Below are 14,883 nucleotides of genomic sequence, written 5' to 3'. Positions count from 1 at the left end.
TAGGTTTAGGACACAGTTTTTAATTATAGAAAGTTAAAATACAAATTAATTACAATAACTTACACTTATCCGTATCGTTTAGCACAGATTTATGAACAATTTTCAGAGAGCGTTGATGATAAAAAATGCCGCTAATTTAAAGAGAGTTCGCTACGTCGCAACGCAGTTATACATGCTCTGTTTGCAAGAAAAATCAGGTGGTTTATCATTTGGTTCAATAGAAATGCACTTCAAAAGAGCACCTTCGCAATCCAAACAAGCTTATTGGGGAAGCCACACAGGGACATTTTATAAATATGCAAAAGGGAGTGTCAGAATTAAAGATCACTCATTAATTGAGCGTATTGAGGAAGATGAGCAATACCAAGGCTGCAAATATATCTTAAGTCACCCTTTATGGCAGATATTAGAAAACCCACACGCGTCAATAGCAAGCCTGTGGGAAATAATGCAGACATTAAATCCAACAATGCAGACACGCTTATTCAAATTTAATAAAGCGAGCAACGTATACAAACGAAAATATTGGACAAACTCAACGCACTTTTCGCGGCTCAGTATGTACAATAATTTAGACGCACTGGCATGCTTAATAATACTGATAAGAGAAATGGAACTATTAAAAAAATGGCATACCTATGTTCAGGTAAAGTGGTATGTTCATGACCTGTTTATTCGGCTCACGTATTTTAAACCCTTATCGGCGATACACCTTGAACTCTATGCGCTAATCTATACTCACTTTTTAGCTAAAAATAACCCTATAACAGCAGATTATTTTTCAATTGAAAAACAGGATGTTTACCAACATTTTAAAAGTTACTTTAAATCACCGAATTTAATTGACGATTTTTCACTTTATCACCGGCTGTTAAAGCAGACGTTGTTGCATGCACAAAAAGTAATAAATATTGGTGACACAAAAGAGGCACAACTGGATTTTTTGTTTTGGGTCTCAGAGCATAACCTTTTAAAAGTTCATCGTGCATTTAATGAATTTCAAACAACAGCGCAACAACCTCCATTAATTAAAAAATTAATAAAGGCCTGCTCAGATCCAAATACACGTAGGCACATTAATAGTTCAGAGTTTTTAAACATATAAATATTAACCCTCATGATCACACAGCAGAGCACTTTACTGAGCAGGCAACACTGGTTTAAATAGGCAACGAATAACAGCAAGCGTAGGCAGCTTCACTGGTGTCACCAAATAGTGGCGCTGCATTCATTTGCCTACTGCGCTGGTAACACCTGCCAACGACAACCAAAATAAGCAGCCTAGTCTGCTGCTAATATTGCCCATAGTAAATATGGCTTTGCGATCTAGTTTACGACTCACAATAGATGCCATATTTCTATTCTAATTTCAGCTTGAAGATACTTACTATAAGTAAAAGCCTTTACGAACTTTTTATTGATTTAAAAAACAGTCTGTATGACTAAATTAGTTTCATTATCCGTAAAACACCGACCAACAAAACTAGAGAAAAGCAAACCAGCATAAACTTATTACCTTTTAGAAAAGTTGCAACGTAGGATTTCGTCTTTATTTGGATGTATCCAAGGCAGATCGCCCCACCTACTATAGCTACAATTATTAATATTACTGCATTGATCATGGTTATACTTTACCTCTCTTTAAAATTTTCAGTGGTTTTTTGTAATTTATCTGCTGCTGAAGCTGCATCTCCTGCAGTGTTAGCTACTTGAATTGTAGTCATCCCGCTAGTTGCTTTAGATGCACCTCTGCCCGCTGCTACCTCGATTCCTTTATCGATATTACCAGCAATAGACTGACAAGAAGTTGAACACCCTAGATCTTGAGCTGTGGATTGTAAAGGTCCCTCAGGAGCTGAAGTCTTGTTCAAGCCTGTTTCATTGTTCCATGCATCTTTTATCTTATTTGAAGCGTTATCAAAGGTGTACTTAGAATCATGGACTAAATAAATCCCTCCAGCAATCGCTAGCGATCCACCGACTTTCGATCCAGCGATTAAATCAACAGCCCCGACTCCTGTCAAAACCACTCCAGCACCTGCCTCTCCTAAGGCGCCCACGGCTCCCAAAGCGCCAATTCCAAGATTCCCCCATTCTTCTAATGATTCAGGAGCCATACCTGTTGGGTCTATATATTTATACGGATTATTATTCGCATAAGCATACCTATTGAAGCCGTGTATACCATTGCTTCCATATAAATGCCCTAGAGTTCCAACCGGATCATTCGAATAGAAACGACCTATGACTGGATCATAGTATCGTGCCTGCATATAACTCAACCCTAAATCGGTGTCGAATTTATGCCCTGTGTACCCTACGTCATCTTTGGGTGCTTCTATCGATTCACCAAATGGACGAGTGTGCTGACGGCTTGCATTCACCGTTTGCGGTGTAACATCACCATATTTAGCAATCAGTTTTTTACCTAAGTAAATATAGTTAGTGCCGTTGCCTGTTATGCTCTCGCCTTTTTCTCTATACAGCAGCATACCATTTTGGCTGTACATTGAATAACTGGTGCCATTGCCATCAGTTTGTTTTACTCGGCGGTTATGGCCATCGTATAAGTAACTATTACCTTTTGCTGTGGTAAGTTGGTTTGCTTCATTAAAATCTAAACTATATGCCCCATTATTGGTGATGTTACCACGGCTATCATAGCCTATTGAGCCATAGCGCCCACTGACACCTGTTACTTTAGATAAACGATTTTTAGCGTAGTCATACGTATAGTTAAGTGTTTTACCCTTATTTTTATAATAAGTGATATTACCAAAACCATCATAGCGTAATGTACTTGAGCCGATACCTGTGCCACCCGTTGTACTGGTTAACCGGTCAAGGTCGTCATACCCGAGGTAAGTTAAGCTGTGTGCACTGTTTTGCCCATCAATGATTGAAGTAATATTCGCGTTATTGTCGTAATCATACGTCAATGCCATAACGGTACTCGGTAGATTACTGCCTGCTGGACCGGTATCTTTTAGCTGCTTAGGTAACAAGCTATCTAAATATAATGTGGTTTTATGCGTTACACCATTACCATAAGTGAATGAGTCAAGCATGCCATTTGCATAGTATTTAGTGCCTTTGGCAAAACTTAGCTCAACTGCACCGTTTTTATAAGTTTGAACCTCCGTTGGCTCGCCAAAGCCATTGGGCTTGAAGTTAACAATTGTACCATCTGGATACACTAATTGCTTCCGCTGCTGTAACGCATTGTATTTATAATTAAGCATTAACGGTAATTGATTACCAACAAAAAGCTGCTCTTCTTCTAATAAGTTTTGATTGTTATAGGCATAGCGATGAATAACATCTCCTGCAGTTAAGCTAAGCACATTGCCGTTGTTATCATACTCGTAACTAACATCACCTGAGTTATCTGGATAATTAACATGTTTGAGGCCGCCTAAATTGTCATAAGTGTAATTACTGGCGCCAGCAGGTTTTGTTGTTGTACATTGGGTGTTACTAACGCCAGCTTTGTGCCAACTCAGTTCACCTAACGCATTATATCTATATGCTGTATTACCAACGTCTGGTCGGGTGGTTAAACATAGCTGCTTTGTATCATCATAATAGCGGTGCTCGGTAACACTCACTGTATTTCCGTGTTGATTAGCCGCTGTTTGCGTTATCGAGTGTGTTAAACCAAATATATCAACATCCATTTGTGTTGTTACATCTTCGGGAGATTCTATTTTCACCACTTGTGAGTAATTTGGTGAGCCAAACGCTTGATACGTTGTGGTGGTTACATGGTTTTTTGCATCCGTTACTTCTATGCGATTATCAGATAGATAAGCGTAATTAACGGTGCCTAATCCACTTTTTGTCACACTTTGCTGCCTACCCAGTGGGTCATAGACGGTTGTAGTACCTTTATCTTCATTTACATTTGCGCTTGCATAAGATTGGAACGTGGGCTTATTCAAGTAGTCATATTCGAAACGCTGATAGCGGGTACTATTTGCGGCTGTGCTATTAACTAAATCTTGACTTTTTGTTTTTGTCAGTCGCAGTAAGTTGTCATAGTACTCTGTGGTTTTAAATACAGCGTTACCTGCACATGCTGTCCGTGAACTATCTAACGTACACATTGACACAGTGCGTGTGTTGGTATCGTTATTCCAAGTATATAAGGTGTCGTACCAGTTGCCATTAACTGCATCATTTGTTAAATCTACGGATTTAATACGCCCTATGTCATCATAGGTGTAATTAGTTGATATGCCATTATAATCGGTTGTACGCGTTACCCACCCGTTATTATCAACAACCCTACTCGCACTCATGCTCCCTGAGGTTGACCTATTTGGCACCGTTATTAGCTGCGGTAAACCGCGCTTGTAGTTAGCATATTGAATAAATCTATTCTCATTACCGACGGTACGCTTGGTGTTAAATTCTATTCGTGCCACATTACCTTCATTTGTATAATTGGTGAATGTGCGCTGTAGTTGACCAAACAGATAAACCTCTGAAGGTAATTGCTGATTCGAAAAATAACTATTTGGAAAAGTGCTATAGTTAATTAGTTTGACTTCTGTATAGCTTTGCCCATCCTTTGAAACATTAGTTTTTGTGGGTAAATTAAGTATCCAATTTGATGTATCATGTTGATAAAATTGTTGCTTATAAAAGTGCCCCGATGGGCCAGATAAATTAATTTGTTCAGGCGCTTCATAATTATTACCTAAATTCGGATAATAAGTGCAATTTCTCAGATTAGATGGCCAGCTGTTATAATTCGGCCATTTTCTCGCCAAAGGAAATTGCTTTAATGAAATATAAACAGCTGACACAAGAAGAAAGATACCAGATTTACGCGTTAATAAAAGCAGGAAATAACCAAAAGCAGATAGCTGAAGAACTAACTCGTTCACCGTCATCTATTTCTAGAGAGCTAAAACGCAATAAAGGACTTAAAGGCTATCGGCCTAACCAAGCCAATAACTTTGCTGAACAAAGACGTAAGTCATCTTTCAAAGCAAGTAAGTTAACAGAGGACGTCACTCACTGGATTAATAAATTGTTGCATGACGGACTTTCCCCTGAGCAAGTGGCAGGCCGCTTAGCTTTAGAGAAACAGGTCGTTTTACATCATGAAACAATTTATCAATATATTTACAGAGACAAGGCTCGTGGTGGCAAGCTACATAAGACACTCACTCGTGCATGTAAAAAGTATAAAAAACGCTATGGAAGCTATGATAAACGTGGACAGATAGTTAATCGAGTCAGCATTGATGAACGCCCAAGTATTGTGGATTCAAAGTCTAGGATTGGTGATTGGGAGGGCGATACAGTGATAGGTAAAGGGCGTAAAAATGCGCTTGTCACAATGGTTGAACGTAAAACGTTATATACAGTCGTTCACAGAATTGAAAGCAAGCATGCGAAAATAACAGCCGATGCGCTGATCACGTGTATGACACCATATAAAGGTAAGGTTATTACCGTGACGTTAGATAATGGAAAAGAGTTTGCTCACCATGAGCATGTTGCACAAAAATTAGAAGCTGATGTGTATTTCGCTCATCCCTATTCATCATGGGAGCGGGGCATAAATGAGAATACCAACGGCTTACTTAGACGCTTCTTCCCCAAGGGAACTGACTTTATGGCGCTAAGTGAAGCAGAGATACAGGCGGCAGTTGATAAGCTCAACCATCGGCCAAGAAAAACAAGAGGGTATAAAACCCCTCATGAATTATTTACGGGGCAATCAGAAGTTCTGGTGGCTGCATAATGATTGCACTTAATACTTGAATTCAAGTTATAAAGATAGGTTCTAACAAAAGTATCACCATTAACCTGTTGATTGACACTTTCTTCTTTTACTGCATAAGATATTGTATCAGTATTTGTGGTCAATAAAGGGTCAGTTATTTCGCTTTGACCTTTGAGATTGCTTTTCCAATATGTTGTCAAGGTGCGCTCCTTAACAATTTCATTTGGACTATGCTTTATTTGCGCTATAACTTGACCATCGGTTTCATCCCAGCGTTTACTGATGTAACTTACAATATTGCTATTATCAGGTTCTGTAATTGTTAGAACCCTTAAATCATAAGGGGTCATCCCTAAATCTTTAGGGATGTTAACGCAGTCACTTTTAGCTCTACAGGTCGACTCTTTTTTATCTCCTAAGATAGCTATACCTTTTTGAAAAGGTCTACTACTTAATCCTGTAGCATCAAAGTGTGCATAATTATTACTATAATCATATTCCCAAGAATATTCGATATCATTAAAATTTATTGATTTTTGGGTAATAGATAGGTTTGCATAGCAGGCATTATAATTAATAGGGATACCTTGCCTATTATTAACCTGTTGCCTAGCAGGAACTTCTGTACGACCATGTACTCTTAACTCATAACTAAAGCTAACGTTTGCACCACTAGGATGTTTAATGTGTAATGAATTATTGGGGCCTCTTACAGGACTTGTATGACTATATGCGCAGTCATGTGCATGTCGGCCTGATGCTACATTTATTTTACTTGCGTAGTCTATAAACTCAGGAAATTGATACTCCCAACTCTGCCCTGATGGTAAGATAACTTCAGTTAAATTATAATTAACGTAATTTTTCTCGTACAGGTACTCCCACACTCGGTTATGACTTACAATCTGGCTAATTCTTCCTTGTGTTTCATATGAAAAGGATACAAGCTCTTCTTTAGATGCTGAGTCAGCGGGTTGATATCGTATTTTATCTAAATTACTACCATTAAATTCATAATGAATTACATTACCAAACTTATCCTCTACCGCTGTTGCAACATATAACAATTTTGACCGCTGCGCTGGTTTAGTTTTTACCAGAGGAAGACCTCTTTTCTCAATACGATGGGCTAAAGTATAAGTTAATCCATTGCTTGTTTTAACAATAAAAAACTCATTGCCATTTTCGATACCACATGTAATTGATGCATTAGACTTCGTTTTATAACGATGCTGCCCAGCACTTCTCAATAATTTACCACTAGCACCAGGTATATTTACATCAGCACCATTCCAGTACTCATGTTGTTCATAAACATCGCCATAGAATGAAATAGGGCCAGGTGACAAGGCTCTTGAGCAAGCTGTGCTCGAATAATAATTGCTAGTATAGCGGTTAGTACCTTTTAAATAAGTACCTTCAATTCTGGGGAGCTCAAGCTCCCAGTCGCCAAACTGTGCGGGAGATTTATCATTTTTACCTGCCAACCTATTGTACGTGCGCGTAATATTAACAGGGATCGATGAGTTAGTTTTAATGCTCAAATCTGTAACGCTGAATGTAAGCATTCCATCGGCTAGTGATATATTTTCACCTGCTAGATTATGAGTAAGCGCTTCAATATCACGTTTAACTGCAAAACGTTCTAAATTATATTCAGATGGAGGCGCAATAGCTTCAACACCGCCTTCTCCTGGAGGCAATGCCGCAAAAGTAAATATTGGAGTAAATATTATTAAAAATAAATATCGTGTACAGTTTTTCATTTCTCACCTCCTTGAGTTTCGACTACTGGACTACCTAACAAATCAGTATGTATAAATATTATTTGTTTTGCACTAGTCGAAGATTTAACAGTATAAACAGCCTCATTAATATCACTTGATATTGCACCATCCTTAGCTGCGTACGTACATAGTTTACTCTTAGAGCCAATGCTTAAAGGGTTAATGTAGGTTAACCAGTTATTTATAGATGAACAATTAGATTCGGACTCAACCCAATTGTATTTGATCGTTGCTTGCTGGTTATTGCTTAGAATTATTCGGTCTGTCGAAAATATAATACCGCCACTTGGCGATATTGATGGGTTTGCTAACTTAACTTTACGAGTGATTTGTGGGCTATATAGATATGCAGAATACGTGGTTTTACCTGTAGAGACATTGATTCTTTGAGCCCTCACTCTAAATTTCACAGTTGGAAGTGAAGCCATATTATATGAATAACGATTGTTTGTCGTATTACCTAGAAACCTAAAAACATTACCAAGTTCAGCAACTTCGACAGCTACACTATCCTTAAAATTATAACTGCTGACTTGTCGAACAGAAAACGCCTCGACTGGTGGTGGAAATATAGGAGGGCCTATGATTATCTCACCGTCTGGAGACCATTCCCAGAAAACACTTAAGACCCCACCATTTTCTGCATAACCAAAGTTTATTGGAGCAGCTAATAAAGGCGGTTCTGGTACGGTTGGAGGAGTAGTTGGATCAAAAATAGCTCCTCGCGCTCCAGCCACTAAAAACACAAAAAGAAAGAACACCAACACTTTTTTTGCTTTCATTTTAAATCCTTTAAATTAACAAAAAATCAAACTCTAACACAATTTATTTTTTAGGTACATAGGTAGAAATAGATAAAATAACTATTTGATTAATTGGAATGTATGAAAACAAATATCAGAAACAAATTATATCAAATGTTTAACCGTTACTTTTGACCGTTGCTGATGGTTAAATTCTTAACCAAAGCTGATATTAGTTAATATAAAGATAAGCTTCCCATGCAATAGCTAACACACCCCGTCATCATTACTTTTTCAGGCTTAATGTCCCTGTTCGGGTAGTTGAGTTTCTTCTGGTCGGCTTGCTACTCGGTTGGCCATGTTTAGACTCAAAACGGCCTTGTTTGACATGCTTTGCAAAATCACGCTTTTTGTCATCTTCTTTACGTACAGAGCGCTCTTGTATAGGTTTGCTGGTTTTAGCTGCTTGTTTGTTTTCATCCACCGACAACTCTTCGGTTTTGCCTGAATCGGCAATCGAGTTATTAATTTCAGCCATTTCTTGCTCGGTTAAATGACGCCACTGGCCTACTTTTAAACCTTTTAGCGTAACATTCATAATACGGGTACGTTTTAGCGTCACCACTTCGTAACCAAGGTATTCGCACATTCTACGAATTTGCCGGTTCAAGCCTTGGGTAAGAATAATAGTGAATTGCTGGGCACCGGTTTGCGTCACCTTACATTTTTTGGTCACTGTATCTAGAATTGGAATGCCGTTTGCCATTTTATTTACAAACTGTCGATTTAGAGGTTTATCGACTGTAACTACATATTCTTTTTCGTGGTTATTACCAGCACGAAGAATTTTATTAACGATATCGCCTTCGTTGGTTAGAAATATTAACCCTTCAGAGGGACGATCTAAGCGGCCAATTGGAAAAATACGATCTGGGTAGTTAACCGCTTTAACAATATTACTTTGAATTTTACGTTCTGTAGTACAGGTTATGCCAACAGGCTTATTGTAGGCAATGTATGCACGCTTAGGGACTTTTTTAAGTGCGTTACCATCGATCAAAACTACATCACTGCTTGCAACCTTCACACCCATTTCAGGGCGTTGGCCGTTGACAGTTACACGACCATCTTCAATATATTTATCCGCTTCGCGCCGTGAACAAAAACCGGTGTCACTAATAAATTTATTTAATCGTTTTAACTCTGTCATAGGTCACTTCAGCTTTAATTTAAAGCCGTTAGTTTAAACTAGCCATAAAAATATTGCGCCCCCTTTTCCTTAATTTTTAGCCATTGACGTGAAATTGCGTGCATCACGACAATCTTCGCCACAAGGCTTCAAGTGGCCCATCGTTGTAGTAACGCGGATAAATTGCACAAACGAGTATTTGCAGTAAAACCAACCCAGTTACAAGTAACCAATAATCCAGTAGATTGAAGCTAAGTACCCACTCAGGAAAAATAATTTTAAACAATACGAACAGCATCACGGACTGACTAATATATAGACTCAACGCCAATCGCCCTGCTGCTTGTAGTACTGGCACAGAGGCGGCTTTATTTGCACACAATTTAACTATTAGCTGAATATAGAGCAAGGCTGTAAATAGCGCCGCAAGCCAATTAACCGGCTCTTGTAGAGCATAACTTAACGGGCTGTACTGCCACTGTAACAGCAGCCGAAACAGACTTAATAACAGCGCAGCAGCAGTAATAAAAACACACGATTGTGTTGCAAAACCACTCACAAACAGCCCTTGCTTATACAGATAAATACCAATTAGCATTAAGCCCGCCGCCATCCATAAGGTTACGAGTGGCAAGGCAATTAACATCAGCACAAACATAAGCACATTGTTAATAAACAACGTCGAGAAAGTTGCATGTAATGCCTGATAGCTATCAATAAAAGTATCTGCATCACGGCTTATTACATAACTAGGTTCAAGTAACGAAATAAGGAAGGTTATTGTTGCGCCTAACAGTAGAAATTGCACGCCACGTTTTAATATCAGTGTCGCATCGGCGGTTAAATATTTAGCCGCTAACCACCCTGCGCAAGCATAGATCAGTAGAATATCTCCAGCCCACAATAAAAAACCATGCAACAGGCCAAGAACAGCCAGTATTTTTAAACGTTTAATGAGCTTTTCGTGACTTTGCCAGCGCTGCCATTGAATATATAAACCGGCGCCAAACAAAATACAAAACAGGCTACGAAAGCGACCATCAACAAAAATTAGGCTGAGCCATTGAATAATATGATCAGAAACGGGCGGATCAGCTAATGGCACATAACCAAACTCAAACAAACCGAAGAAATAGGCATTCATGTACATTAAGCCAAGTACTGCAAGGCCGCGAATAATATCCATATTGTGATTACGCATTAATAGCTCAACTATATTAATTGTACTGGTGGGTGTTTGACCAGTCTAACGCATCTCGATAAAATTTGGGTAGTAAATCACTGTTTATATTAATGAATACAACTGCTTGTTCCATTGCCCACCAACTGCCAGATTCATACGCTTTTACTGTTTCAAGAATATAATACAAAGTATTTTTTTCTTGCATTAAGGCAGCTTTGATTGAATCAGGAAACGGTAAACGGGTGAGCAGCTGCTCCATTGGTCGATCTAAAATCGCATCTAGCAGTGAAAATAACCCGGTTAAAAAAGCACTATTGGCTTGACTGGGTGCAACTCTGTTCGCAATGAGTTCACAAAACCGCGCACGGATAATACACACTTTTATTAATTCGCTGGGCTTGGTTTGCGCAACATGTGCAGTGATGATCAGGCTGACAAGCTTTTTAATGTGATCATGACCTAAGTAAACCAATGCCTGTTTCAGTGATTCAATCTCTTTTTGGACAGGAAACACACCACTGTTGATCAACCTCAACAACTTAAATGCCAGCGCCGTATCTAATTGAAACAAACGTGCAATCGCATTGATATCAGGATTCTGTTTCATGACTTGCGCATAAATTGTCAATGCAAGTGCATAATTAATATCAATATCTTTTTGTTGAATGACCACAGGTTTGGCAAAAAAATAGCCCTGAAAATAATCGAAGCCCATCCTGTGCGCCGTTTTAAAATCATCTACCGTTTCTATTTTTTCAGCTAATAATTTTAATTTATTGTACTTTTTTAGTTTTTTTATCAGCGGTGCAATTTGCTGTAATGGGGTGATTTGAATATCAAACTTAATTAGTTTAATCAGCTTTAAAAACCTTTCCCACTTAGGTTCATACACAAAATCATCCAGTGCTAAGACAAAGTTTTTATGGAAAAGCGCACGACATAGCTGATAGTTTTCTTCAGTTGGTTCGATTGTTTCTAACAGTTCTAGGACTACATCTTGTGACGGCAAAAATGCACACAAGTCCATTTTCAATGAATCTGGACCTATATTAATTAATGCTTTTTTGCCGGACGTGATATGTCGGGTACCAAAATTAAGCTGATTTTCCATAATCAGCTTGGCAGTCGCGACACTTTCTTCGATATCTGGAAAGTAATTCGCCGTGCTGTTGCGAAACAATAGCTCGTAAGCAACAACATGCTGGCGACGATTAAAAATTGCTTGGCGGGCAACAAATACTTGCACTAATTCACCCTTTAAGTAGGTTATTGGTCATTGTTCAGAACAAAACCAATACTAAGTAACTAATATATAATGTTATTACAGTACATTATAGCTAGTAAGAGGGTAAATAGCAGTATTAATTATAAAGTTTACTCAAGTAATCCGTTGCTACTTGTGACCAAGTAAATCGAGCCGCTTTTGCATTACTGACTATTTGCTGCCATTGATTTGGCTGTTCTTGTCGCAGTGTTAGTGCTTTTTCAAAACAGTTTAGTAACGCTTCACTTTGCATTTGTAATGTGTCACCACTGAAGCTAAAGCCATTTTCTAAATCAGCGATGGTGTCCTTTAAACCACCAACTTGGTGTACTAAACACGGTTGCCCTGCACGCATCGCCAGCATTTGGCTAATACCACACGGCTCAAACGAACTCGGCATCAAGAACAAATCCCCTAATTCATACAGTAAATCGCCAACATTGTTACCATAACCTTTTAAAAATAACAGGTTACTATTGCGAGCCATTGCAGCTGTGAAGGTGTTTTCAAGTAGTGGATCACCTGAGCCTAAAATAATCATTCGTCCTTGCTGCTCAGCTAGCTTTTGGCATAATTGATCAAGTACTTGCTGATTTTGATAAGGTTGGCGCAGCAACAAAGCTTTTTGGTCGGTCAGGCGCCCTACACTTGTTACTAAAGGCCCGCTCATGGGTTGCGTACTAAATTTTAGCAACCGTTGATGAGCAATATAGTAACTGCTTTGTAAATTAACCTCTTTTGCCATCCAAGCAAATAAAGCCTGGTCTATTGCAGCGTAAAGATCGGATAACTGACTACTTGCGAGTTGTTTGTCGGTGTTGTATTCGCAGCCATTTAATATGCCAACCAGTTTATTCTTCGCACTGGCTTGCTTTAAATCTTGCTCTAAACCCTCACCACCAAAGTAACCATTATGCGGTTGACTGGCTTGCAATACTTCTTGCGCGTAACTTGGCGAGACTAAATGTATTTTATCAACTAAATTAATTGCGCTGCGCATCGGGTTAAAACAATGAGGATAGCGCGGATCGCACAACAGCTCACCGTTATAGCTTAGCGATGGAAACCATGCTTCGAGACTTGAATCATCCCCCTTAAATGGTCGTATCCCTTGTAGGGCAATATTGTGCACCGTATACACGGTACGTAAAGAAGAAAAAGATGCAAACCGCTGGTCAAATTTTAATAGCACGGCCACACAGGCACTGTGCCAATCATGCAAATGCAATACATCAGGGCGAGTGATCACACCTTGTAACAGTGCCTCACATACACTTGCATTAAATAGCGCAAACTTAGTCGCATCGGTAGCAAACGGGCGATCCCCATCATCATTGCAGTACACGTCACCATTGTGTTGGCTAAATAATGAGTGCGATAACACAATTTGCCTCACCTGTTGTTGCCCAACATATACTTGCCACACTTGAACTGAGTGGATACTGCCTGCAAATGGTACCTCTACAGTACCTAGTTGTATTCGCTCTAGTGCACTAAAACCGTAATCAGGAATAACCACATCGACGGTTAAGCCTTGCTCTACCAATGCTTTTGGGCAATCCCGTAGTACATCAGCAACGCCGCCGACCTTGGCATTTGGTAAAGCGTCATTTTCGGCCGCAACCATTAATACATGCATCTTTTTCTTGTTTCCTACTGCTGTTTAAACTTCAGGCCAATTGCTTGCTCTCACGTTCTAGGCGCTCAAGCTTTTTTGAAAGCTCAGTGAGCATTTCGCGAGTTACTAACACAATACCTTTTTTCGATACTCTAAAGCCATTTTCTTCATCTGCTTTACGATCATAACCAATTTCAACACCGGCTGGCACTTCACAACTACGGTCAATAATAGCACGGCGAATACGGCAATTACGTTGAATAATTGCACCCGGTAATATCACCGATTCTTCGATTACGCAGTATGACCGAATATGAACATTTGAGAACAATAATGATTTTCTCACTACTGAGCCTGAAATAATACAGCCGCCCGATACCGTTGAATCTACCGCCATGCCACGTCGGTCATCATTATCAAAAATAAATTTTGCCGGTGGCAGTTGCTCTTGATAAGTCCAAATTGGCCATGTTGGATCATATAAATCTAACTGCGGCTCTGGCATTACCAGTTCCATATTTGCTTCCCAAAATGAATCCAGCGTACCTACATCACGCCAATAAGGTTGTCCTTCATGGCCTGGATCACGAAATGGGAAAGCAAATACATTATGCTCCTCAATAATGGCTGGAATTATATCATGCCCAAAATCACGGCCTGAACCTTCATTTTCAGCATCTTTTTTTAACTGCTCAAATAAAAAATCGGTATTAAAAACGTAATTTCCCATTGATGCTAAACATGTTCCCGGCTTACCTGGTATTGAACTTGGCATTTTCGGCTTTTCATCAAAGCGTTTTACACGTTTGGCTTCATCGACCGTCATAACACCAAAGGTATCAGCAGCTTCTTCACACGGTACTTCAATACAGCACACTGTCATATCAGCACCGGTTTCAACATGTTTCGCCAATAACGCACCGTAATCCATACGGTAGACGTGATCGCCGGATAAAATCATCACATATTTTGGCAATTCATGACGGATGATATCCATGTTTTGAAACACCGCATCAGCGGTGCCACAGTACCAATCTTCACCATAGCGCTGTGATGCAGGTAAAATTTCGACAGATTCACCCAACTCTTTTTTGAAATGCCCCCATGCGCGATGAACATGGCGGATCAACGAATGAGATTTGTACTGCGTTGCAATCCCAACACGGCGAATACCCGAGTTAATACAATTTGACAATGGGAAGTCAATAATACGATGCTTGCCCCCGAAATAAACCGCAGGCTTAGCCCGCCAGTTGGTTAATTCATGTAAGCGCGATCCTCGCCCACCCGCTAAAATAAGTGCGTAAGTTTCTCGTGTAAGATTACTTATGTAGCGATTTGCATAACTTGGCATAATTT

The 14,883-nt window shown here is 39.4% G+C and carries 10 protein-coding genes; 2 read left to right on the top strand and 8 right to left on the bottom strand.

Annotated features, from left to right (window positions below):
- Positions 1 to 91 precede the first annotated feature (91 nt).
- Entirely contained in the window at positions 92 to 1,105 is a 1,014-nt protein-coding gene (locus NDQ71_RS20570; RefSeq protein ID WP_301563053.1) for a hypothetical protein, read from the top strand.
- A gap of 526 nt (positions 1,106 to 1,631) precedes the next feature.
- On the opposite strand, the gene NDQ71_RS20565 is transcribed toward NDQ71_RS20570, so the two are convergent.
- Positions 1,632 to 4,775, bottom strand: coding sequence for an RHS repeat-associated core domain-containing protein (locus NDQ71_RS20565; RefSeq protein ID WP_301563052.1), 3,144 nt, complete (start codon positions 4,773 to 4,775; stop codon positions 1,632 to 1,634).
- Between the two features lie 14 nt (positions 4,776 to 4,789).
- Here NDQ71_RS20565 and NDQ71_RS20560 point away from each other — a divergent pair, with 14 nt between their 5' ends.
- On the top strand, positions 4,790 to 5,758 hold the full coding sequence (locus NDQ71_RS20560) for an IS30 family transposase (protein WP_086959932.1): 969 nt from the start codon (positions 4,790 to 4,792) through the stop codon (positions 5,756 to 5,758).
- On the opposite strand, the gene NDQ71_RS20555 is transcribed toward NDQ71_RS20560, so the two are convergent.
- The 7 genes from NDQ71_RS20555 to glgC form a co-directional block, all read right to left on the bottom strand.
- The gene (locus tag NDQ71_RS20555; protein ID WP_301563051.1) at positions 5,713 to 7,506 is read right to left on the bottom strand and encodes a hypothetical protein; all 1,794 of its coding nucleotides are present in this window, start codon (positions 7,504 to 7,506) and stop codon (positions 5,713 to 5,715) included. The genes NDQ71_RS20560 and NDQ71_RS20555 overlap by 46 nt on opposite strands.
- Positions 7,503 to 8,309 (bottom strand): hypothetical protein, encoded by an 807-nt coding sequence (locus NDQ71_RS20550; RefSeq protein WP_301563050.1) that lies wholly within the window; start codon positions 8,307 to 8,309, stop codon positions 7,503 to 7,505. Before NDQ71_RS20550 ends, NDQ71_RS20555 begins: the two co-directional genes overlap by 4 nt.
- 247 nt (positions 8,310 to 8,556) lie before the next feature.
- Positions 8,557 to 9,480: a 23S rRNA pseudouridine(2604) synthase RluF gene (gene rluF, locus NDQ71_RS20545; protein ID WP_301563049.1), complete on the bottom strand. Its 924-nt coding sequence runs from the start codon at positions 9,478 to 9,480 to the stop codon at positions 8,557 to 8,559.
- Between the two features lie 103 nt (positions 9,481 to 9,583).
- Entirely contained in the window at positions 9,584 to 10,660 is a 1,077-nt protein-coding gene (locus tag NDQ71_RS20540) for a DUF418 domain-containing protein (protein WP_225736597.1), read from the bottom strand.
- Positions 10,661 to 10,676: 16 nt separating this feature from the next.
- The gene (locus NDQ71_RS20535) at positions 10,677 to 11,888 is read right to left on the bottom strand and encodes an EAL and HDOD domain-containing protein (RefSeq protein ID WP_192541739.1); all 1,212 of its coding nucleotides are present in this window, start codon (positions 11,886 to 11,888) and stop codon (positions 10,677 to 10,679) included.
- Between the two features lie 115 nt (positions 11,889 to 12,003).
- Positions 12,004 to 13,545 carry a glycogen synthase gene (locus NDQ71_RS20530; RefSeq protein ID WP_192541738.1) on the bottom strand — a complete coding sequence of 514 codons (1,542 nt, stop codon included), beginning with the start codon at positions 13,543 to 13,545 and terminating at the stop codon, positions 12,004 to 12,006.
- Positions 13,546 to 13,576: 31 nt separating this feature from the next.
- Complete coding sequence (gene glgC / locus NDQ71_RS20525; RefSeq protein ID WP_192541737.1) at positions 13,577 to 14,878, bottom strand: glucose-1-phosphate adenylyltransferase; 1,302 nt, start codon at positions 14,876 to 14,878, stop codon at positions 13,577 to 13,579.
- Positions 14,879 to 14,883 lie beyond the last annotated feature (5 nt).

The organism is Pseudoalteromonas sp. KG3, from assembly GCF_030436385.1.
Lineage (GTDB): Bacteria > Pseudomonadota > Gammaproteobacteria > Enterobacterales > Alteromonadaceae > Pseudoalteromonas > Pseudoalteromonas prydzensis.
Note: the sequence above shows the minus strand (reverse complement) of the source record. Positions and strands in the feature narration are given on the sequence as shown.

Excerpts from the sequence above, each read along its gene's own strand:
- NDQ71_RS20570 (WP_301563053.1), top strand. The coding sequence starts at position 92 with ATGAACAATTTTCAGAGAGCGTTGATGATAAAAAATGCCGCTAATTTA.
- NDQ71_RS20560 (WP_086959932.1), top strand. The coding sequence starts at position 4,790 with ATGAAATATAAACAGCTGACACAAGAAGAAAGATACCAGATTTACGCG.
- NDQ71_RS20555 (WP_301563051.1), bottom strand. The coding sequence starts at position 7,506 with ATGAAAAACTGTACACGATATTTATTTTTAATAATATTTACTCCAATA.
- NDQ71_RS20550 (WP_301563050.1), bottom strand. The coding sequence starts at position 8,309 with ATGAAAGCAAAAAAAGTGTTGGTGTTCTTTCTTTTTGTGTTTTTAGTG.
- rluF (WP_301563049.1), bottom strand. The coding sequence starts at position 9,480 with ATGACAGAGTTAAAACGATTAAATAAATTTATTAGTGACACCGGTTTT.
- NDQ71_RS20540 (WP_225736597.1), bottom strand. The coding sequence starts at position 10,660 with ATGCGTAATCACAATATGGATATTATTCGCGGCCTTGCAGTACTTGGC.
- NDQ71_RS20530 (WP_192541738.1), bottom strand. The coding sequence starts at position 13,545 with ATGCATGTATTAATGGTTGCGGCCGAAAATGACGCTTTACCAAATGCC.
- glgC (WP_192541737.1), bottom strand. The coding sequence starts at position 14,878 with ATGCCAAGTTATGCAAATCGCTACATAAGTAATCTTACACGAGAAACT.